At 31.6% G+C, this 20,445-nt stretch carries 23 protein-coding genes; 4 read left to right on the forward strand and 19 right to left on the reverse strand.

The features are described 5' to 3' along the window. Positions 1-45: 45 nt before the first annotated feature. Positions 46-624 (reverse strand): hypothetical protein, encoded by a 579-nt coding sequence (locus HQN62_RS10930; RefSeq protein ID WP_173504380.1) that lies wholly within the window; start codon positions 622-624, stop codon positions 46-48. Positions 625-1,852: 1,228 nt separating this feature from the next. Between HQN62_RS10930 and HQN62_RS10935 the strand changes: the two genes are divergently transcribed. From HQN62_RS10935 to HQN62_RS10950, 4 genes are all read left to right on the forward strand, one after another. Continuing rightward, positions 1,853-2,353, forward strand: coding sequence for a CAP domain-containing protein (locus tag HQN62_RS10935; protein ID WP_116798295.1), 501 nt, complete (start codon positions 1,853-1,855; stop codon positions 2,351-2,353). Between the two features lie 375 nt (positions 2,354-2,728). Beyond that, positions 2,729-3,214, forward strand: a complete 486-nt coding sequence (locus HQN62_RS10940; RefSeq protein WP_116798294.1) for a SixA phosphatase family protein — start codon at positions 2,729-2,731, stop codon at positions 3,212-3,214. 7 nt (positions 3,215-3,221) lie between these two features. After that, positions 3,222-5,297 (forward strand): polyphosphate kinase 1, encoded by a 2,076-nt coding sequence (gene ppk1, locus HQN62_RS10945; RefSeq protein WP_116798293.1) that lies wholly within the window; start codon positions 3,222-3,224, stop codon positions 5,295-5,297. A 51-nt stretch (positions 5,298-5,348) separates the two neighbouring features. Beyond that, positions 5,349-6,239: a Ppx/GppA phosphatase family protein gene (locus tag HQN62_RS10950; protein WP_116798292.1), complete on the forward strand. Its 891-nt coding sequence runs from the start codon at positions 5,349-5,351 to the stop codon at positions 6,237-6,239. Positions 6,240-6,521: 282 nt separating this feature from the next. On the opposite strand, the gene HQN62_RS10955 is transcribed toward HQN62_RS10950, so the two are convergent. From HQN62_RS10955 to HQN62_RS11040, 18 genes are all read right to left on the reverse strand, one after another. Further along, on the reverse strand, positions 6,522-7,691 hold the full coding sequence (locus tag HQN62_RS10955) for an OFA family MFS transporter (protein WP_217362487.1): 1,170 nt from the start codon (positions 7,689-7,691) through the stop codon (positions 6,522-6,524). 21 nt (positions 7,692-7,712) lie between these two features. Continuing rightward, a complete protein-coding gene (gene pflA / locus HQN62_RS10960; protein ID WP_173504381.1) occupies positions 7,713-8,495 on the reverse strand; it encodes a pyruvate formate-lyase-activating protein in 783 nt (260 codons plus the stop codon). A 103-nt stretch (positions 8,496-8,598) separates the two neighbouring features. Then, positions 8,599-10,833 carry a formate C-acetyltransferase gene (gene pflB, locus HQN62_RS10965; RefSeq protein ID WP_173504382.1) on the reverse strand — a complete coding sequence of 745 codons (2,235 nt, stop codon included), beginning with the start codon at positions 10,831-10,833 and terminating at the stop codon, positions 8,599-8,601. Positions 10,834-11,182: 349 nt separating this feature from the next. Further along, positions 11,183-11,626 (reverse strand): DUF1572 family protein, encoded by a 444-nt coding sequence (locus HQN62_RS10970; RefSeq protein WP_173504383.1) that lies wholly within the window; start codon positions 11,624-11,626, stop codon positions 11,183-11,185. 2 nt (positions 11,627-11,628) lie between these two features. Continuing rightward, a complete protein-coding gene (locus HQN62_RS10975; RefSeq protein ID WP_173504384.1) occupies positions 11,629-12,102 on the reverse strand; it encodes a nuclear transport factor 2 family protein in 474 nt (157 codons plus the stop codon). Positions 12,103-12,289: 187 nt separating this feature from the next. Continuing rightward, entirely contained in the window at positions 12,290-13,984 is a 1,695-nt protein-coding gene (locus HQN62_RS10980) for an Ig-like domain-containing protein (protein ID WP_173504385.1), read from the reverse strand. Between the two features lie 321 nt (positions 13,985-14,305). Next, on the reverse strand, positions 14,306-14,560 hold the full coding sequence (locus tag HQN62_RS10985; protein ID WP_173504386.1) for a hypothetical protein: 255 nt from the start codon (positions 14,558-14,560) through the stop codon (positions 14,306-14,308). Between the two features lie 156 nt (positions 14,561-14,716). Continuing rightward, positions 14,717-14,983, reverse strand: a complete 267-nt coding sequence (locus HQN62_RS10990; RefSeq protein ID WP_116798284.1) for a YtxH domain-containing protein — start codon at positions 14,981-14,983, stop codon at positions 14,717-14,719. 159 nt (positions 14,984-15,142) lie between these two features. Then, on the reverse strand, positions 15,143-15,298 hold the full coding sequence (locus HQN62_RS10995) for a lmo0937 family membrane protein (RefSeq protein ID WP_116798283.1): 156 nt from the start codon (positions 15,296-15,298) through the stop codon (positions 15,143-15,145). A gap of 70 nt (positions 15,299-15,368) precedes the next feature. Beyond that, positions 15,369-15,833 (reverse strand): sll1863 family stress response protein, encoded by a 465-nt coding sequence (locus HQN62_RS11000; RefSeq protein ID WP_173504387.1) that lies wholly within the window; start codon positions 15,831-15,833, stop codon positions 15,369-15,371. Positions 15,834-15,924: 91 nt separating this feature from the next. Continuing rightward, positions 15,925-16,110, reverse strand: coding sequence for a CsbD family protein (locus HQN62_RS11005; RefSeq protein WP_116798529.1), 186 nt, complete (start codon positions 16,108-16,110; stop codon positions 15,925-15,927). A 121-nt stretch (positions 16,111-16,231) separates the two neighbouring features. Continuing rightward, positions 16,232-16,690, reverse strand: a complete 459-nt coding sequence (locus HQN62_RS11010) for a low affinity iron permease family protein (protein WP_116798281.1) — start codon at positions 16,688-16,690, stop codon at positions 16,232-16,234. 114 nt (positions 16,691-16,804) lie between these two features. Then, positions 16,805-17,194 carry a hypothetical protein gene (locus HQN62_RS11015; RefSeq protein ID WP_116798280.1) on the reverse strand — a complete coding sequence of 130 codons (390 nt, stop codon included), beginning with the start codon at positions 17,192-17,194 and terminating at the stop codon, positions 16,805-16,807. Between the two features lie 10 nt (positions 17,195-17,204). Next, on the reverse strand, positions 17,205-17,429 hold the full coding sequence (locus HQN62_RS11020) for a hypothetical protein (protein WP_173504388.1): 225 nt from the start codon (positions 17,427-17,429) through the stop codon (positions 17,205-17,207). Between the two features lie 12 nt (positions 17,430-17,441). Further along, on the reverse strand, positions 17,442-17,927 hold the full coding sequence (locus HQN62_RS11025) for a hypothetical protein (RefSeq protein ID WP_173504389.1): 486 nt from the start codon (positions 17,925-17,927) through the stop codon (positions 17,442-17,444). Between the two features lie 133 nt (positions 17,928-18,060). Further along, positions 18,061-18,828: an MlaD family protein gene (locus HQN62_RS11030; RefSeq protein WP_173504390.1), complete on the reverse strand. Its 768-nt coding sequence runs from the start codon at positions 18,826-18,828 to the stop codon at positions 18,061-18,063. Between the two features lie 27 nt (positions 18,829-18,855). Further along, positions 18,856-19,632, reverse strand: a complete 777-nt coding sequence (locus HQN62_RS11035; RefSeq protein WP_116798276.1) for an ABC transporter ATP-binding protein — start codon at positions 19,630-19,632, stop codon at positions 18,856-18,858. A 3-nt stretch (positions 19,633-19,635) separates the two neighbouring features. Continuing rightward, positions 19,636-20,430 carry an MlaE family ABC transporter permease gene (locus HQN62_RS11040; protein WP_116798275.1) on the reverse strand — a complete coding sequence of 265 codons (795 nt, stop codon included), beginning with the start codon at positions 20,428-20,430 and terminating at the stop codon, positions 19,636-19,638. Between the last annotated feature and the right edge of the window lie 15 nt (positions 20,431-20,445).

Consider the following 20,445-nt stretch of genomic DNA (forward strand, 5'->3'; position numbering starts at 1 on the left):
TTAAGGTGAATAACCTAGGTATTAGAAGTATGGATTCTTAAACAATTATTCTTGATTAGGATCACTAACTAAAGTATGTAGAATTGTACTAACTTTATAAGAAGAACAAGCTGTAGCTGTTGCAGTTATTTCAGTGCAGTTCCATCTGCTTACGGTTGTCCCTACGGGAACTTTGACATTTACCAAAAAACTTGCAGTTTCTCCTGGACTTAAAGAAATTTCGGAGATTGAATTTAGAGAAGCATCAGAAAAGGAGATGTTTAAATTTACATTGCCAGAGACATTACTTCCGTCATTATTTGAACAACTACTATTTACATTCGAGGAACTCAAAGTATAGGTTGAATTTGATGATCCTGTATTTGAAATTTGTATTGTATAAGATGTTCCCTCGGGAGGAACACTTTGAGTAAATCTGTTTTTTTCTACTTGAATGGTTGCTTTACAAGAGCTCGACTGAGAATAAGTAATAGAGCTATTTAATAATAAAATCGATGCAAGAAATAACATTGAAGGTTTCGGTGACACTTTTTCATATGCAAATGATAAAAACAATAAAAGATGTTTTTTAAGTTCAATTGCTAAAAAGTTTTTGAATAGGTTTAGCGTAGTTTTAGGTTTCATATTCTTAGTTTTTTTAATTGAAATTATGGTTAATGATTAGAGTTGAAAACTTGACTGCCTTTGCCTATAATGAACAGGCAAACTAACTAATACATGCAGTAGGTTCGAGAAAGACAATTTTGACTTGATTTGGATTTGGGAAAGAAATCAAATTAAAATTTTGTTTTGTCTAAATTGAAAACTGAAGCTTAATATCAGTTAACAATGAATTGAAGTAGGTTTTTTATTAATTCTATTTTGATTCAGATTTGGGAATTAAATCAAATTAAAATTTTGTTTTGTCTAAATTGAAAACTGAAGCTTAATATCAGTTAGCAATGAATTGAAGTAGGTTTTTTTGTCAATTTAATTTTGATTGAGATTTGGGATTACAATCAAAACTCTCTTTTTAATTTGCTAACACATACGTGGTTAACAGGTACTTGTAGTAGATTTTTTTTTATTTTGATTGAGATTTGGGAATACAATCAAAATTTTCGGTTTCAGCATTAAAGCTTGCAGTAGGTTACAAAATAATTTTTAAAACATTTTTTATTTGGGGTTAAAAAACTAATAAATTATTTATATACCAAAATTATAAAGAATGTTCATAATACAATCTGATTGTCTTTGAAAAACCTAAATACTCGTTGAAGAGTTAAAAATATAAGTAAAATACCTTAAAAAAATAATATTTTTTTTGATCTGTTTTTACTTTTTTCTAACAAAGTGATTCTTAAAAATGGTAATTATATTTAATTGTCTTTAAAAAATTGTGTCTTATGATACGAATAGTTTAAGAATGTGCCACTTTTGATGTAATAAATATAGCATTATAAAATGCTGATAACTGAATAGCTAAAATTTATAAATCACCTGCAAATCAATGTTTTGACCATAATTTAAAACATTGTTTAGACTACTGTTTAAAACTAAAATGATAATTAAAAAGCGGTTAATCTTAAATTTAAACATACTACTAAAAAGTGTGATTTGGTATCTCAAGAATTTCTAGTTCTTGAAGAAAGTTATAACTTAAATTTTTTAAATTCTATTTGAAGTTATCTATTTGTAAATTAAATAGTTAAGTTTTAATTGAAATATTTTACCTATAGAAATATAAAATACAGTGTATTTCAACGATTATTTTTTGCACTTAAACGAATATATTGTTTATTTGACAAATGAAATTTAATAACAATTTAAGTTTTTGCCCCACATCTACCTTAAATTTAAACCTATACTATTTATGAAAACAAAATTTATCCGTTTTGTAACCATTAGTTTTCTGCTTTCTATTTTAACATCATGTACATCTGAAGATAATTCAAAGGAGACTGAAGCAAAATTGCCAATAGTCACTGTTTATAATTATAGTCCAATGGAATTGGAAACAATGACATTAATAAATAATTATAGAGTGAGTATTGGATTAAATGCTTTAGAAAAAATAAATCACGTCTCTTATAAATCAGAAGAGCATGATGAATATATGATTGCAAATAATGTTGTCAATCATGACGATTTTGTGGCTCGATCAGAAAATATAATAAAAGCATTGGGTGCGTTAAGAGTAAGTGAAAATATCGCATATAATTATAATAGCGCACAAGCTGCATTTGATGCCTGGATGAATAGTCCTGGCCATAGAGAAAATATTGAAGGTGATTTTACACATTTTGGATTATCTATAAGAGAGAACCCCGTTAATGGAAGAAAATATTATACAAATATTTTCGTAAAAATCTAAGTTTTGTTTGTTTTGTATGTTTGTAATAGGGCTGTCATCTTTTGACAGCTTTTTTTTTGCAATAGTTTCAAATAATAAATATCCGAGAATGATTTGTTGGTTTTGATTCAGCTCAATAATTAAGAATAAAATTGTATTACATTGTTATTGCCGGAAGTGTATTTTTATAACTTCACTGAAATTGATATTTAACTTTAAATAAAAATTAAAATTAAGATTTTAAACTTTTTTTTGTAAATTGTAGCTCCCTAAGATTTTCTAGTTCAATTTGTTTAATTGAAATCTAACCTAATTAAAATAGTTAATTTATTGAATTTCACCTAATTAATTTTATTGTGGTGTCATTTTTGTTTTATAAAATAAAAGTTGTGATGTATGAAAAATTTAATTTTAATTCGGCATGCAAAGTCTAGTTGGGAAGCACCTTTACATGATAAAGATAGACCTTTGACTTCACAAGGAATGCAAAGTGCTCATTTAGTTTCTTCTCATGCTATTAAATATTTGCCCAAAACCTTTAGTATTTGGAGTAGTACAGCTGAAAGAGCGATAGAAACGGCATTGATTTTTGCTCAAAATATAAATTTCCCTTTGGAAAGCATTATATATAAGGACGAGCTATATACTTTTGATGAAAGAAAATTGGAAAAAGTTATCAAATCATATAGTAATGGTTATGATAGTATAATTATATTCGGACATAACGAGGCTATTACAAATTTTGTTAATAAATTTGGGGATGTTAACATTGATAATGTTCCTACAGCCGGATTTGTTCATATTGAGTTTGATAATGAAAGCTGGGACACTATTAATAAAGGCAAGACAAAAAAAATACTATTCCCCAGAGATTTAAAATAAATAAAAAGTGTTTGAACATAAATATATTGATAGAGAGAAAAGCTGGTTGGCTTTTAATGCTCGAGTGTTACAAGAGGCTGCCGATGATACGGTACCATTATTAGACAGGTTAAGGTTTTTAGGAATTTTTTCCAATAATTTAGATGAATTTTTTAGAGTTCGATTTGCCGCCATAAGGCGTTTGAGTTTGAGTGGCATTTCTGGCGAAAAATATTTTGGCGGAGTTACTGCACAACAATTGATTAAAGATATAACAGAGATTGTTATCCAACAGCAATCCGAGAGTTTAAGAATTCTTAATAATATAGAAGAACAATTAGAAACCGAGAATATCTTTATTATTCATGAAAATGACATTAATAAAGAGCAAGAAGCCTTTTTAAAAGATTTTTTTATTCAAAAGCTAAGTCCTGAGCTTGTAACCATTATATTAAATGATTTAGCAGAATTTCCTGTTCTTAAAGATTCATTGGGATATTTGGCAGTAAAACTCGTGATGAAAAAAAATCTAGAAGTTCGTTACGCCATTATTGAGATTCCTAAAATGATTAATCGTTTTGTTGTATTACCTTCTAACAATGAAAAACAATATGTCATTCTGATTGACGATGTTATCAGAATGCACTTGAGCAGTATTTTTAATATTTTCAATTACGAAAGTGTTTCGGCTCATATGATTAAAATAACAAGAGATGCTCAATTGGATATTGATAGCGATTTGAGCAAAAGTATGCTTGAAAAAATATCGTCTAGTGTAAAAGACAGAAGAATAGGAGAGCCAGTTCGTTTTATTTATGATCAGGAGATAGACAAGGATACACTAAAGTTTTTTCTGGACAAAATGAATATCGATTCTACGGATAGTATTATTCCGGGAGGAAGATATCATAATAGACGGGATTATATGGATTTCCCGAATCTTGGAAGATTTGATTTATTATATAAAAAAAACGATCCTCTGCCAATACCTGGATTAAGTCTTGAAGGCAGTATTTTGGAAAAAATTGCCGAAAAGGATTATTTGTTAAATGCACCATATCAATCTTTTGCTTACTTAATAAAATTTTTGCGTGAAGCGGCTTTGGATCCCAAAGTAACTTCAATCAAAATTACGTTATATCGATTAGCCAAAAATTCTCAAATCATAAGTTCTTTGATTAATGCGGCAAAAAATGGAAAAAAAGTTATTGTTCAAATAGAATTGCAAGCCCGATTTGATGAGGCTTCTAATATTTCTTATTCCGAACAAATGCAAACCGAAGGAATCCAGCTTATTTTTGGAATAAAAGGATTGAAGGTTCATAGCAAAGTCTGCGTGATTGAAAGAATGGAGAAAAATAAAATAAAGCGATATGGTTTTATTTCGACAGGAAATTTTAATGAGGCTACAGCAAAAATTTATACGGATGTTACACTTTTTACATGTCATCCTCAAATATTAAAAGACATATCAAAAATATTTGAATTTTTTGATATCAATTATAAAGTGCAACGCTATAAACACCTTATTGTTTCGCCTCAATATACAAGACATCGTTTTGTGAAACTGATCGATCGAGAAATTGCACACGCAATAGCTGGTAGAAAGACTTACATGAAATTAAAAATGAATAGTTTGTCTGATTTGGCTATGATTGATAAATTATATGAAGCGAGCAAAGCAGGTGTGAAAATTCAATTGGAAGTAAGAGGTATTTGTTCATTAATTCCTGGAGTTAAAGGATTGAGTGAAAATATTGAAGCTATTAGTATAGTCGATAATTATTTGGAACATTCAAGAGTTTATATTTTTGGCAATGCTGGATTTACCGAAGTTTATATTTCATCGGCCGATTTTATGACCAGAAATATAGATGCAAGAGTAGAAGTTACGTGTCCAATTTATGATCAAGAAATCAAAAATGAATTGATTGAAAATTTTGATATCGGTTGGAAAGGAAATGTAAAAGCAAGATTTCATTCTTATAAACTAGATAATAAATACAGGATAAGGAATGATAATCCAATTTTTAGAGCCCAGTTGGAAACCTATAATTATTATCTAAGAAAAGTTGAATTGACAGGGGAATTAAAAGAAGATTAAAATAACGCAAGAATAGAATTATTCTAAACCATAAATCGCATCCTAGAGAATATGATTAAAATTAAAAAATATGCTGCTATTGATATTGGGTCGAATGCTATGCGTTTATTAATCACCAATATTGTAGAAGAAGAAGGGAAGGAAACACAATTCAATAAGAGTTCATTAGTGCGTGTGCCTATTCGTTTAGGGCAAGACGCTTTTACTGTGGGGGAAATTTCTCAAGAAAATATAGAGCGAATGATTGATGCCATGAAGGCATTCAATTTGTTAATGAAAGTGCATAAAGTAGAACGATATATGGCCTTTGCAACATCGGCAATGCGTGAAGCCTATAATGCAAAAGAAGTGGTCGCTTTAATAAAAAAGAAAGCGGACATTAAAATAGAAATTATTGATGGTAAAAAAGAAGCCGCTATAATAGCTTCTACAGATTTACATCATTTATTAAAAACTGACGAAACCTATCTGTTTGTAGACGTTGGAGGTGGAAGCACTGAATTCACATTATTCTCTAACGGAAAAATGGTAAATTCAAGGTCATTTAAAGCAGGAACGGTTCGATTACTAAATGATATGGTTTGCGATGTAGTCTGGGATGAAATTGAAAAATGGATTAAAAATAATACTGCCGATTATGAAGAGGTTACCTTAATAGGATCTGGCGGGAATATTAATAAATTGTTCAAAATGTCGGGTAAAATTCAAGAAAAACCTTTATCATACATTTATATGAACTCCCAATATGCTTATTTAAGTTCACTTTCTTATGAACAAAGAATTTCTCAATTAGGTTTAAACCCTGACCGAGCAGACGTAATTGTTCCAGCAACTCGTATTTATTTGAATGCAATGAAATGGAGTGGCGCCAGACAGATTTATGTTCCAAAAATTGGACTTTCAGATGGAATAGTAAAAGCTATGTATTATGGGAAAGTATAGTAAAATAGATTAATTTCTTACTGTATTGTCAAAAACAAAGTAAAAAAGCAGTTCAATTTGAACTGCTTTTTTGTGTATTTTCTAAATAGCATTAACTTGAGTTCGATTATTTTTTTACAGCAGAAATATTAGGCTTTTTTGTTAATATCGTCCCGCTTTTCGTTGCAATCTCCCGAAAAAAAATTCGGGAGGATTTCCACTTCAATCGGGGCTAAAAGGAGATATTTTGCTTTTTTGCCACTATCTAATAAAGGAGTAATAGCAATAATCGAATTCAGGTTATTAAGTAAGTTTTAATAAAAGATTTTTTAGCCACAATCCAACAAATAAAGCAATTACAAGCAATATAGCAAACAGATAGAAAATTGTGATTTCGGTGCTTAAGCCTAGTAATAATGGTCCAACAAAAGCTGCAGCCGACCAAGCAGTTAATGTGTAACCAAGAACCGGTCCATATTTTTCTGTTCCAAAAATATTTTTTACAAATGAAGGCATGGTTGCAAATCCAGCTCCATAACCTGCAATAATAATAAAGGTTAGAGCTTGGAACGAGATTCTATCGGTTGAAAAAGTAGGTATTAATGCGAAGCAGGCAGCGTTTATTCCAATAAAAATCATAAAAGTTCTCCAACAACCTATTTTATCGGAAATGCTTGACCAGAACAAACGCCCCAATCCATTAAACAAACCGATGATGGCGACAAACATTGTTGCTTGTGTAGCACTCATCCCTACTACTTCTTCTCCTAAAATTGCAGCTTTAGAGATTATGGCAATTCCTCCACATACGTTTAGGAATAACAATAACCATAATGCAATAAAACGTTTGTCGGTTATAATTTGTTTTGGAGTCAAATCTACATGTGTATGTTGATTTTCAGATGTGCTTATCGGATTGGACAAATATAAAGCACTCAAAAGCATACAAATTCCGTAACAGATTCCTAAAGTAGAAAATGCACCAGACAGTCCCATTGAAGTATATAAAGGACCAATTAAAAAGGAAGCCAATAAAGAACCCAAAGCAAATGACATTATGATAATCCCGGAAGCCAACCCCGGGCGGTCAGGAAACCATTTTACAACAGTATAAACAGGGACAATATACCCAAATCCCAATCCGATTCCTTGTAAAACTCCAAATGTTAAATAGAACAAATAGATGGAACTCATTTTGACTGCCAAAGCACTGCCCAATAAGCCAATAGTTAAAAATAGGGTTGCTATTAATCCAGCTTTTGTTGGGCCAATTTTTTGAGCAAATTTACCCATAAAAGCAGCTGTTAATCCTAAAAAGCAAATTGCTAAGCTAAAACCTGTTTTGGTATCGTGAGCACCCCAGTTTAATTCCTTTGATAAGGGTTCTATCCATTTGCTATAAGCGTATATAGACCCGATTGACAGTTGCATAATCATTCCTGCCAATACGATCAAATATTTATTTTTTGACATGATTGTATTGTTATTAAGACCTTATTTAATTTTTACATTTTTGAAGTAGAGCCTGAATATTTCGGCAGCTTTATTTACTTCTTCTGCTGTATGAGGCACTGTGTCTGCTAATTGATACTCCAAGCCTAAGATTTCCCATTTGTGTTTTCCTAATTGATGAAAAGGAATAATTTCGACTCTTTCCACTGTTTTATACGAAGTAAAATGTTGTCCCCATTCATGTAGGTATTCTTCCTGATCGCTCCAACCTGGAACCAATACATAACGCAGCCACATCGGCTTTCCAGTACTTTCTCTGTATTCTGCAACTCGTAAAGTGGTTTTATTTTTTAGCCCTGTTAGTTTTTTATGCCATTCTTTGTTGATGTGTTTAACATCCAATAGCAATAAATCGGTTTTTTCTAATAGTTGTTCTGTTTTGGAATCTAAAACCCTTCCATTGGAATCCAAACAAGTATGTATTCCATTTTCGTGTAAACGGTCAAAAAAGTGAATTAATTTTTCACGTTGCAATAACGGTTCGCCACCAGAGACTGTTATACCTCCTTTCTTTCCAAAATAAGATTTTTGGTGCAATGCCTTTTCGATTAGTTCCTCTATAGGCATAAAAGAACCCCCATGAATATCCAAAGTATCTGGATTTTGACAATACAAACATCTGAATTGACATCCTTGTACAAAAACAACCATTCTAATTCCGGGCCCATCATGAGTTCCTAATGTTTCTATAGAGTGGATTCGTAATAATTCGGGGTTTTGTGCGTCGATCGAGTCGTCAATATATTCTTGTTGTGGAAAGTACATTCGAATAAAAAGATTTAAAAAAAACCTGTCTAAATCAAACTCAATTTAGTTTCTTTAGACAGGTTAGTGTGGTTTAATTCAAAATTTATAGTTCAGTGTTAATTTACATTGTTTCGTGAAAAGTTCTTGTAATAACTTCCAATTGATGTGCTTTGGACAATCGAACGAAATTCACTGCATAACCAGAAACTCTAATGGTTAATTGAGGATAGTTCTCCGGGTGATTGTAAGCATCCATTAAGGTTTCTTTATCTAAAACATTGACATTCAAGTGGTGCGCATTTTTTCCAAAATAACTGTCTAAGATGGTTTCCAAATTTAAAATTTGTTCTTCTTTGTCAGATCCTAAAGATTTTGGTACCATTGTGAATGTGTATGATATACCATCTTGAGCATCTTCATAATTCAATTTACTTACTGAATTTAAGGAAGCGATAGCACCATTTACATCTCTACCGTGCATTGGATTTGCTCCAGGAGCAAAAGCCTCACCAGCTTTACGACCATCCGGTGTGGAACCTGTATTTGAACCATACATTACATTTGATGTAATTGTCAATAAAGATAGAGTAGGAGTGGCATTTTTATAAGCCTTGTGTTTTCTTAATTCCTCAATAAAAATAGTAGTGATTTCTTGTGCAATGCTATCGACTCTGTCATCATCATTACCGAATTTTGGAAAATCACCTTCAATATTGAAATCTACAGTTAATCCGATATCGTTTCTTACTGGAGTTACTTTAGCATATTTAATTGCTGAAAGTGAATCGGCGATGATAGAAATTCCGGCTGCACCATAAGCGATATCAATATTAGGATCACTATCAATCAAAGCCATTTGGGCTCTTTCGTAATAGTATTTGTCATGCATATAATGAATTATGTACATGGATTTTGCATAAACTCTTGCCACTTCAGCCAAAGTTATTTTGAACATATTCTTAACAGAATCATAGTCTAAAACACCATCTTCCATTTGAGGAATATTTCTAATAACTACTGATCCTTTATCTTCTTCTCTACCGCCATTCAAAGCCATTAATAAGGCTTTTGGCAAATTGGCACGGGCTCCAAAGTGTTGAATTGTTTTTCCAATTTTTTGGTAAGAAACACAACAAGCAATTCCGTAGTCATCAGAACCTCTATTGGTACGCATCAAATCATCATTTTCATATTGTAGGGATGATGTGTCAATAGATACTTGTGCACAAAAATCTTTAAAACCTATTGGTAAATTTTGAGACCATAAAATTGTTAAATTTGGCTCTGGAGAAGCGCCCAAGTTATAAAGTGTTTGCAAAAATCTAAAAGAGGTTTTAGTTACTTTAGTTCTACCATCATTAAGTTGTCCGCCAATGGCTTCAGTCACCCAAGTTGGATCCCCACCAAAGATTTCATCATAAGCACCTGGACGCAAGTGACGAACCAAACGCAGTTTCATGACAAATTGGTCTATAAATTCTTGGGCTTCTTCTTCGGTAATTAGACCAGATTTTAAATCATTTTCTATAAAAATATCTAAAAATGATGATACGTTACCAAGTGACATAGCAGCACCATCTTGTTCTTTTACAGCACTTAAATAAGCCAAGTAAGTAAATTGTACAGCTTCTTGTGCGTTGGTCGCAGGAACAGAAATATCAATGCCATAAGAATTGGCCATGATTTTCATATCCTGTAAGGCTTTTATTTGCTCTGAAATTTCTTCTCTAAGACGCACTTTGTGATCGGTCATTTCACCAGCAACAGCCGCAAAATCGTTTTTCTTGATTTCAATCAAACGATCGACTCCATAAAGAGCGATTCTTCTAAAATCACCAATTATTCTTCCTCTAGCATAATTATCAGGCAGACCAGTTAATAAGTGTTTTGAACGATAGGCTCTAATTTCGCTATCATAAGCACTAAAAACAGCTTGGTTATGATCCTTTGCATAATTAAAAATTTTAACCACTTCATCAGATACCTTCAATCCTCTTTCTGCTACAGCAGATTCTACCAATTTAATACCACCAAAAGGCTTCATAGCTCTTTTTAAAAGAACATCGGTTTGTAAACCTACAATAACTTCATTTTCTTTATTAATGTATCCTGGTCCAAATGAGGTTATATTTGAAATAACGTTTGTGTCAATTGCCAAACAGCCATTGTTTTTTCTTTCCTGAAGTAAATTTTCTTTGCAAACACTCCATAGCGTTTTAGTTTTCTCTGATGGCCCCACTAAAAATTTGGCATCTCCTTCATAAGGAGTAATATTTTGCAAAACAAAATCATAAACATCAATTGCATTATTCCAATTTCCTGTTTTAAAATATAGTGTTTCTGTCGTACTTTTCATTTCTATTAAAATTATTAGTTAACGTTTTTTTACTTGTAATAAACTGAATTATACTAGTAAATTTAGTGATTTTATGGGTTGAAAAGACGCTTTGGTTGATTTTTAAACAATAATTAAGGTATTCATTTTTAAGTAGTTGTTTGTTTAAGTTTTACTTAGTTTTTGTGATTATTTCAAAAAACTATTACGTTATCGATAAAATTTATAGCAATTTATTTTTATAAGATTATCTGGGTTAAAAAATATTTATCAAATATTTTATTCTGGAAATGATTTAACAGCAATAAAATTTAAATCATATTATAGACAAAGTCAATTGTTCTTTGGTTACAATAAGATGATTTCAAACCTAATTATCGAGTAATCGTCTGTGATAATTTATTTGGCCCAAGTGATAGGTAAGATGTGTTGTGAGGTGAATTAACAGAAATTCTGTTGAAGTTTTAGCTTCAAAAACTAAAATTGGATATTCCTTTTTTAAATCTTCTTCCGTTAAAAGTATAAGAGCATCATTAACTATTTGTGTTGTTGCTTCTATTTGGGCTATGAGTATTTCTTTTGGAATGTCTTTATTGGAAAATTCCAGTTCCCGATTTCTGATATAGTTTGTTTTTCCAATTTGAACTCCGATATAGGTATTTAGATTCCCAATTAAATGCAAGCAAAGATTCCCTGCCGAATTAGATATATTTCGATCAATACTCCAAATCTTACTTTCATTCTGGAATGATTCAATCTCCAATTTTAGTCTATTTAGGTCCCTGTTAAACAAAGTTTTTAAAGTCTCTATCATCTCTATGAAATTGTTTTAGTATAGTTGTTTAAAGAAGTTAGCGCTTGTTCTTGTATTTTCTTTTGCATAAAACCTGTCCAACCAAACAATAATCCTTTGAAACCTAATGCTTGTTTAGCCCATTTCCAAATGTCAAAATTATCGGTATGTCTAATAATTAAACCATCCTGAAACTTAAATTCACCATGAATAACATTAATAACTTTTCTATTGGTTTTGCTAAAATTATAGGTAGCGATCCATTTTGCAGTTCCTATATAATCATCAGCTTTAATATCCGAAAATTCAATTTTAATATTCCCTTTACTTTTTTCAATCAACATTTTCCACATTTGACAAGCATCATTTCCTTTTAGTATACCAAAAGCAGGATCTTGAAATTGAATTTCGGGATGATAACATTCACACATCGTTTTGGCATCACCATTTGCAAAAGCAGTATAGAACTTAAATATTAGTTGTTCGTTTGGATTCATTTTTATAAAATTTGAAAGTAAAAATAGTAATTTTTTTCATACTTATTAAACCTGTTTCTTATCAATATTTAAAAAAGACAGTCTCTATTTAATACTTAATAATCTTATTTTTTTCCAAACAAAAAAGGATAGGCTTTTTTAATTACCTATCCTTCGTATTATGAGTTGCCTTTTATTATCAAAAAATTTATGGCTTAGAAATAATATTAGTATGCGTCATAACGATAGAACCATTTCTGGCTAACATTCTACCTTGGACAGTAGCATGTGAATTCAGTGTTATTGATGTCAATGCCAATATATTTCCTTTAAATATAGTATAGTTTCCAATTGTTGCAGATCTACCCACTTGCCAAAAGATATTTTTGGCTTGAGCACCGCCACTCAAAATAACATTTCCGCCGGCTCCACCAACAGTTGTAAAGTCTGAGGCTACTTGAAAAATCCAAACAGCATTAGCATCTCCTTGTGCGTCAAGAGTTAAATCTCCAGATTGTATTAAAAGGGTAGAAGTCGATTTATAAATACCAGGGGCCAGTGTTTTACCACCTTGATCTCCAGATACCGTTGCTGGTGCTGGTGTTGAAGCACCTTCGGCAAAAAGATAGGCATTTGTCAAATCTTGTTTGGCTTTTATTAGCATAGCACCTATTCCAGGAGGAGCAATATCATCAGAAGCGTAAATAGCACCTTCTACGATTATTGCAGGCGGAAAGCCAGTAATCGAAGATCGAACTCCCGGACTTATTCCTACGTCCATATTTCTTATTTCGCTAAAACCTGCATTATTGCTTACTCCAACACCAGCCAGAATTCCGAACCTCTCAGCTGATCCAAGGTTTACGGTGTTACCAACTAATGTAGAACTCGTGCTGAAATTCCATATATAATCGTTAGCTAATGCAACACCCGCCAAATTTTTGGCTCCGGAAATTGTTGCAGTATAAGTTGTTCCTGGCAAAAGATCACTACTTGGATCAAAAGTGGCTGTAGTACCTGTATAGGTAACAATTCCTATCACTGCTGTATTTCCATTTTTTACAATAAATGTTTTGTCATTAATGGTTTTAGGATCTATAGCGATACTGAAAGTAGCAGAAATCGATTTGTTAAGCATTGTTGCTGTTGCATTATCTAAAGGATCAGTAGAGACTACCGTTGGTGCTGTTGTAGCTCCAGTGGTAAACGTCCAAACATAATTAGAACTCAAAGCTGTTCCTTGTATATTTTTGGCTTCTGTCGTAATTGTAGCTGTATATTGTGTATTAGCCATTAAAGAAGTATTTGGCTTAAAATACGCTATTGTTCCATTATATGAAATACTTCCCTCAACTGTTGCTGCTCCTTGTTTGACAGTAAAACTATTTGCATTTATAGTAGTTTGATTCATTGGCATATTAAAATTAACAGCGACTACTTTATTAAGGACTACATTGGTAGTTTTATTGACAGGATCAGATGAAAGCACCATTGGGTTTAGGGTGGTTCCTGTACTAAAAGTCCAAACATAATCTGCTTCTAAGGCTTGGCCCAGTATATTTTGCACAGTTGTTTTAATAGTACCTGTGTACGTTGTATTGGCGGTAAGCGGAGCAGTTGGAATAAACGTAGCTGTTTTTCCAGTAATGGAAACTGTTCCTGCAACCAATGTTGTTCCTTGTACTGTAAAAGACGAGGAATCAAATGTGGAGGCTTTCATCTCTTGATTGAAAACTACCGAAATTTTTTGATCCAAAGGGACATTTATAGATCCATTTTCTGGATTAGCGGAAGTAACTATAGCAGATTCACCAGTTACTTGTTCTACATCGTCCTTTGAGCATCCAGTTATTAAAACAACAAGTGCTATCGCAATTGTCGTTATTAGTTTTTTAGTATTCATTTTTTTTTGGGGATTTGATTATTTATATTGCAAAGTTTGCTTGATTAGCGCAAAAGAGTGTTATAGAATTCGGCCTATTAGTTGTATAATTCGCTGTTATCAAAAAATAGTTGCTTTACTATTTACTCCATAAAAAAAGCCAAATTGTACGAAATACAATTTGGCTTTTTGTTGTAGAGAAACCGATTAAAATCTACTTATAACCCTAAACTTTTTCTATTGTTTTTTTATAAAAACTTTTTTCTTCAAGACAGAGGTATATGAAGTCAATTTTTGATTTCTTTATTTGTCATTAGCATTCATGACACTTTTTTTCTCTTTTTATTTATTTTTAATAAGAAGCTCTTTATTGGCAATAGTCAACTCTTCATTGCACTTTTTATTTTTCTGATAATGAAACATTAATACTTTATTGATATTTTTTAATTCTTCAATACATTTTTCGTTTTCATCATTTTGACAGACTAATTTTTTATTGTCTAAAGCCAATTTTGCTACTCTATTTTCTTTCTGCTGAACTTGAAAGGCCAATTTTTTATTTGCGCTTAATAATTCATTTTCATTTATTGAATCCATAAAATTTGTTGTTTTTAAAATTTAACCATAAATCTTCAAAGGATACAATCCAAATCATAAAAAAGAGTTTTAATTTATTTGTAATAAAAAAAACAGCAGCAATAGCCTTCTTCTTTTAAAGAATATCTCTATTGTTACTGCTTTAATGATTTAAATTCAAGGATTGATGCTTTTAATATCATCAAATTTTGATCTACTTTCAGCAACTAAGTCTTTTCCATTATGAACAATTTTTTCATAATTGTTTTTTAATGACCCAGATAGATTTTCCAATTTATCTTTCAAATTATCGGCATAATCACTGCCTTTTTGCTGAATTTTTTTTCTTGTATCTGCTCCTTTTGCAGGTGCAAACAATATTCCTACAACTGCTCCTGCGGCTATACCGCCTAATAGGCCTAATGCGATTTTATTTGCTTTCATAATATGTAAAATTTATTTGTTATCGATATATGGCATCGTTTTCTTTATTAATGTTTATCTCACAATCTTTTCTTTTCATCGGAGTTCGATGATTTTTCAATTGTTTGCAACAAAAATGGTTTTAATGGCGATTCCCTATTTCTGTCTTTTAAAGATTAATTATAAAACTTTTCTGCCTTGAATTATTCTTAATATTACTGCAATTAATGCAATTACAAGTAAAATGTGTATTATGGATCCTGCACTATAGGCAAAGAATCCGATTGCCCAAAAAATAACTAGTATTACTGCTACTGTATAAAGAAGATTACTCATGATTTCTGTTTTTTTTAAAGATTAATTTTTAGCTGCAATCATCACTATTACAACTATATAACGCATTTATTTAATTTTTGTTATTTACGGTGAAGTCTTTTAAGCTTTGTCCAAGTTCATCCATATCATGGTTGAATTCTCTCTTAAAAGATTGCCAATCGCTATTGACATCATTTTTATAGGAATCCATTTTTGCTTTTAGATTCTTATTTTTTTGTTCAATTGTATCGATGTTTCTTTGATATGCTTTATCGATGTCTTTTCCCGTTTTTTTGATTTTCAATTTCAATTCGGCTATTTTGGCATTGTTTTCTTCAATTTTTACATTGGTACTATCTTTAAATGCTTGCCATTCTTCAGCTGTTGCGACTCTTTTGGCTTCGTCCAAATCGTTTTCTGCATCTGTTACTGCAACTTTTGCACTGTCAACACTATCTTGTGCAGCTTGTTCTTTTTCTGTGTTTGGTTTACAACTCGTGACTATTGATCCGATCATGAAAGTTGCAATTGCAAGGGTTAAAATTGATTTTTTCATTTTAGTATATTTAAGATTATATTTTTTTTGTAAAAATTGTATCCATTTAAACAGTTGAAAATTATAAATGGATACAACTTGCAGCAACGATTTAAAGATCTTGAATAATTTTGTGAAGTTCTTCTTTGGTTTTACCCAATTTAATTTGAAGTTTTCCCAGCATTTCGTCTTTTTTTCCTTCAACAAATAATAAATCATTATCCGTTAAGGCAGCAAATTTTTGTTTCAATTTTCCTTTTTGCTCGTCCCAGTTTCCTTTTAGTTCTGTTGTGTTCATCTTGTCCATATTATGTGTGAAACCATTTTCACAACATTACAAAGGTGGGGTAATATTGACATAAAAGTGTTTCAAAATTCTTGAAAAGAGTTACATCATTTACGGTTTTACGTATAGCCCATTATTTTTCTCTGATATGATTTTCTTCTGTATCCAAGGCCTTATCAAGTTCTTTGTTAAACTCTACTTTACATTCATCATCCAATTCCTTAATTTGTTCTGCTAAGTCAGAGTATTCTTTGGATAATTCGGTGATTTCCTTTTCGGTCTTGATTTCGGCATTCAATACGGCATTACTGGCGGTTTCATGAGAGGACACTAATTCATTTATTTTTAGATTCAAGGAAGCTGAGAATCGATTGAACGATTTTTGGATAATGAATAAACTCAGGAAAGTAACACCAAAAATGATATCCCCGATAATAAGATGTGCGTCATTTTTTATGAATAAACTATTGATCCACCAGAAAAGCACTAAACATAATGCTATTAAAAACGAAATGGAGTTTCCTAATATAGTTGTTGCCACAGATACCAATTTTTCGAAAAGATTTTCGGAATGGTTGTATATTTTATTCATGATATTTTATTTTAGAAAGTATAAAAAAGCCCTACCAATTTAATAGCAGGGCTTATTCTAAATTTTCAACAAACGTTCCCGTTGTCTTAAATTTAATTTTTTTTGTAAGAACTTTTATGCTTTTACGGTCTCAAAATAATCTGAAATAAAAAAGATTTTTTGAGTGTTACTCATTTTGTCTGCTTCTTTTACCACTATTTTAATATTGGCAAAGCGATGATCCTTTTGTGTTTTATTGAATAGTTCTGTTTTTGCATTGGTTGCACCAAAGAGCAATACGTCATCATATTTTAAAATGATTTCTTCTATTTTTTTATAGAATTCAGTTTGCAGTTGCTGTTCTTTATTATGCATCAATGATTCACTTTTAGTTAAACTTTTAACTTTATCTAGATGGGAAAAATTGGATTCAATTGTTTTCAATTCATTCCATTGATCCGTAAATTCTATGATGTGAGCTATTGAATGATCCATCCAAACGCCTAATTTTTTTTCTGTTTTCATTTTTTTGTTTTCAAATATTTAGAATATCAATTCCGTGATTTGGAGCATATTTATCTAAAATTTCTTTTAAAGAATTTAGATATTCATTTAGAACTTTTTTGTTCATTTCAGGATTTTCAATACCTGGAATGGTTTCTGGCATTTCTAGAAGATATTTTGATAATTCGGGATAGTCCTTTCTTATCAACATTGTGATCTTCAAGATTTGGTTGTTTAGTTCACTTTCAGCTTCCATTTTTATTAGGAATTAATGTTTACCATTTTTATGGCCATCATGGCCATCATTACCATGATTGTCGTTATGCTTTTGGTTTCCATTATGATTACCATTATCATGTTTGTTGTAATTAGACGCTGTTCTATAGTTTTCCTGATGTCCCTTATTATAGCCTTTGTAATATTTTACTTTGTGCTCATTGTAATGGGTATAAGGTCTTGTACCATGATAATCATTTAATACTACTTTATATCCATTGTACAAATCATAGTTTCTATAACGATTAGGCAGATTGTTAGATCTAATCCAAGCGCCATTGCTTAAAAAGATGAACTGTTGTGCATGTATATCATAATAGGATTGCACATCTGGGATATAATAATACGATACTTCGTTATAGCCAACCGGTCCCCATTGAGGCGGTGCTCCTACATTTACGTTTATGGATACTTGCGCATGATTTGCAGTTGATGCAAATAAGAATAGGGCTAGGGCAATTAGTTTTAGTGCTTTCATTTTTATTTTTTTAATTTTTTTATCTTCATTTATGAGGCGATTTATTCTCCTCTAAATTTGATATTACAAAGTTCATTCATAAACATTCAAACCTTGTTATAGTATTTCTAGTAAAGATTTCATAATTCACGGATTAGTTAGCTTTTGCTTTTAAATCTTTTTCCTTTTGTTTTTCTTCTTGTTTCTTGGCTTTGTCTTTTTCTTTTTGAATCTCTTCTTGTTTCTTGGCCTCGGCTTTTTCTTTTTTATTGAAATAGCCTTTCAGCAAAAAGTTGTGTTTTGCTGCTTCCATATTATCATCAAAACCTTTGGTTCCTTTTTCTAGGTTTGTCATAGTTGCATCCAATTTGTTGCCCATATGCTCATCCATTAACAGTTTGGATAAAGTTCCTTTTCCATTGTTTATTTTAAAACTGAACTCGGCCAATTGATCCGTAATTACAGCGGCATTATCTACTGTCGTTTTTACCCCTTTCATGATATCCTCGATTTCAATTGCTGTGAGCGAGGCAATTGTAGCATTGTCTTTTACAGTACTTTTTGATGTTGTTCCTGGAGATATAGTCAGTACTTTATCGCCCATCAGACCATCAGAACCGATGCTGGCTTTGGCGTCTGTTTTTATAAAGCGTCGAACTTCATCTTTAATCACTAATTTGACTACAACAGCAGAATCAGTAATGAGTTCAATTTCACTTACGGTCCCTACATTTATACCTGAGAATCGAACATTATTTCCCACCTTCAGTCCTGATACAGTTTTGAATTGTGATTGCAGCGTAAAAGTTGATCCAAATAAATTTTTCTGTTTTCCAACAAAGTATATGGTGCCAACAAAGAGAATCAATCCGATTGTTACAAACATTCCTAACTTCCATGTAAATCCTGATTCTTTATACATAATTTGAGTATTTTGTCTATTTATTTATTAAATGAAAAATGAACGAACCCATTCGTCTTCACTTTTTTCTAATTCGGCATAACTGCCTTCTGCGCAGATTACGCCATCTTTTATAATCATAATTCGGTTTGCTGTAATTTTGGCGCAGGCCATATCATGAGTAATAATAATAGAAGTTGTTTTGTATTTTTTTTGAACATACAATATCAGTTCACTAATTTCTCTTGAGGTTATAGCGTCCAAACCTGTGGTAGGTTCGTCATACAAAATGATTTCAGGCTTGATAATAATTGTTCTGGCTAAACCAATTCTTTTTCGCATACCGCCAGACAATTCCGAAGGCATTTTGTCAATGGCTTCTTCTAAGCCTACACTTTCCAGTGCTTCTAGAATGGCTTCGTCAACTTCAGCAGAGGATACATGTGGAGAGTGGTGTTTTAAAGTAAACTCCAAATTCTGTCTAACAGTCATGGAATCATATAAAGCACCATTTTGAAAAAGAAAACCTATTCGAACTCTGATGTCGTTTAAATCATCATTCCTTAGTTCGGTGATATCGGTTCCAAAAATTTTTATTTCACCTTCATCAACATGAATTAAACCTACTAAACATTTTATAGCTATTGATTTTCCAGAACCTGATCGGCCTAAAATGACCAAATTCTCTCCTTTTTTTACAGATAAATTAATGCCTTTAAGAACATCATTATCCCCAAAAGATTTGCAAACATTTTTCAGTTCTAGGATTGTTTCTACTGAATCTGTCGCCGTTTTTTTATTCTTTAATGGTTTTGCCTGTGTCATAATTTAATAAAATAAGTCGGTTATTTGCACGGCAATCATATCAAGGATGAAGATGCTTAAAGAAGCGGTAACTACTGCTGTGTTTGCTGCTTTTCCAACACTTTCAGTTCCATTTTCGGCATTAAATCCTTTATAGCAGCCCACTAGACCAATAGCAAATCCGAAGAAAAAAGTCTTTACTATCGCCGGTAGAATGTCCAGAAATTCAAGATGTTCTAATACATTGGAGAAATAACGGTAAAAACCCATATTTTCATGAATGTTGTAACCTATATATCCACCAAAAACTCCAATGAAATCTGCGTAAATGACCAAAATTGGAATCATAATTGTGGTTGCCATAATTCTGGTTACCACTAAATATTTATAAGGATTTATAGCTGAAACTTCCATCGCATCAATTTGTTCAGTAACTTTCATAGAACCCAATTCTGCTCCTATTCCAGACGCAATTTTCCCGGCACAAATTAATGCCGTGATTACGGGTACAATTTCCCGTATTAGTGAAAGCCCAACCATACTGGGTAACCATGATTCGGCACCAAACTTCGCCATTGTTGGGCGAGATTGTATGGTAAGTACCAAACCCATTATAAAAGCAGTAATACTTACAATGGGTAAGGATTTGTATCCAATAGCATAACACTGCCAAAGAAATTCTTTGAATTCGAAGGAGGTCTTCGCAACTTCTTTAAAAAATCGTGTTGTAAATAGTGTAGCCTTTCCAATATCTTCAAAAATGTTTTTCAGATAGGTTTTTACAATCGATACTTTTATAATTTTTGCAGAACTATTCATGATTTAAAAAAAATA

The sequence above is a fragment of the Flavobacterium sp. M31R6 genome, from assembly GCF_013284035.1.
Taxonomy (GTDB): Bacteria; Bacteroidota; Bacteroidia; order Flavobacteriales; family Flavobacteriaceae; genus Flavobacterium.

Bases quoted from the DNA above. Each gene is read 5' to 3' on its own strand.
- HQN62_RS10970 (WP_173504383.1), bottom strand. From the start codon at position 11,626: ATGATAGAGACTTTAAAAACTTTGTTTAACAGGGACCTAAATAGACTA.
- HQN62_RS11015 (WP_116798280.1), bottom strand. From the start codon at position 17,194: ATGAAAACAGAAAAAAAATTAGGCGTTTGGATGGATCATTCAATAGCT.
- HQN62_RS10955 (WP_217362487.1), bottom strand. From the start codon at position 7,691: ATGTCAAAAAATAAATATTTGATCGTATTGGCAGGAATGATTATGCAA.
- HQN62_RS10980 (WP_173504385.1), bottom strand. From the start codon at position 13,984: ATGAATACTAAAAAACTAATAACGACAATTGCGATAGCACTTGTTGTT.
- HQN62_RS11025 (WP_173504389.1), bottom strand. From the start codon at position 17,927: ATGAAAGCACTAAAACTAATTGCCCTAGCCCTATTCTTATTTGCATCA.
- HQN62_RS10990 (WP_116798284.1), bottom strand. From the start codon at position 14,983: ATGAAAGCAAATAAAATCGCATTAGGCCTATTAGGCGGTATAGCCGCA.
- pflA (WP_173504381.1), bottom strand. From the start codon at position 8,495: ATGTACTTTCCACAACAAGAATATATTGACGACTCGATCGACGCACAA.
- HQN62_RS11000 (WP_173504387.1), bottom strand. From the start codon at position 15,833: ATGAAAAAATCAATTTTAACCCTTGCAATTGCAACTTTCATGATCGGA.
- HQN62_RS11035 (WP_116798276.1), bottom strand. From the start codon at position 19,632: ATGACACAGGCAAAACCATTAAAGAATAAAAAAACGGCGACAGATTCA.
- HQN62_RS11010 (WP_116798281.1), bottom strand. From the start codon at position 16,690: ATGAATAAAATATACAACCATTCCGAAAATCTTTTCGAAAAATTGGTA.
- HQN62_RS11020 (WP_173504388.1), bottom strand. From the start codon at position 17,429: ATGGAAGCTGAAAGTGAACTAAACAACCAAATCTTGAAGATCACAATG.
- HQN62_RS10995 (WP_116798283.1), bottom strand. From the start codon at position 15,298: ATGAGTAATCTTCTTTATACAGTAGCAGTAATACTAGTTATTTTTTGG.
- HQN62_RS10930 (WP_173504380.1), bottom strand. From the start codon at position 624: ATGAAACCTAAAACTACGCTAAACCTATTCAAAAACTTTTTAGCAATT.
- HQN62_RS10940 (WP_116798294.1), top strand. From the start codon at position 2,729: ATGAAAAATTTAATTTTAATTCGGCATGCAAAGTCTAGTTGGGAAGCA.
- HQN62_RS10975 (WP_173504384.1), bottom strand. From the start codon at position 12,102: ATGAATCCAAACGAACAACTAATATTTAAGTTCTATACTGCTTTTGCA.
- HQN62_RS10985 (WP_173504386.1), bottom strand. From the start codon at position 14,560: ATGGATTCAATAAATGAAAATGAATTATTAAGCGCAAATAAAAAATTG.
- HQN62_RS11040 (WP_116798275.1), bottom strand. From the start codon at position 20,430: ATGAATAGTTCTGCAAAAATTATAAAAGTATCGATTGTAAAAACCTAT.
- HQN62_RS11005 (WP_116798529.1), bottom strand. From the start codon at position 16,110: ATGAACACAACAGAACTAAAAGGAAACTGGGACGAGCAAAAAGGAAAA.
- pflB (WP_173504382.1), bottom strand. From the start codon at position 10,833: ATGAAAAGTACGACAGAAACACTATATTTTAAAACAGGAAATTGGAAT.
- HQN62_RS10950 (WP_116798292.1), top strand. From the start codon at position 5,349: ATGATTAAAATTAAAAAATATGCTGCTATTGATATTGGGTCGAATGCT.
- HQN62_RS10935 (WP_116798295.1), top strand. From the start codon at position 1,853: ATGAAAACAAAATTTATCCGTTTTGTAACCATTAGTTTTCTGCTTTCT.
- HQN62_RS11030 (WP_173504390.1), bottom strand. From the start codon at position 18,828: ATGTATAAAGAATCAGGATTTACATGGAAGTTAGGAATGTTTGTAACA.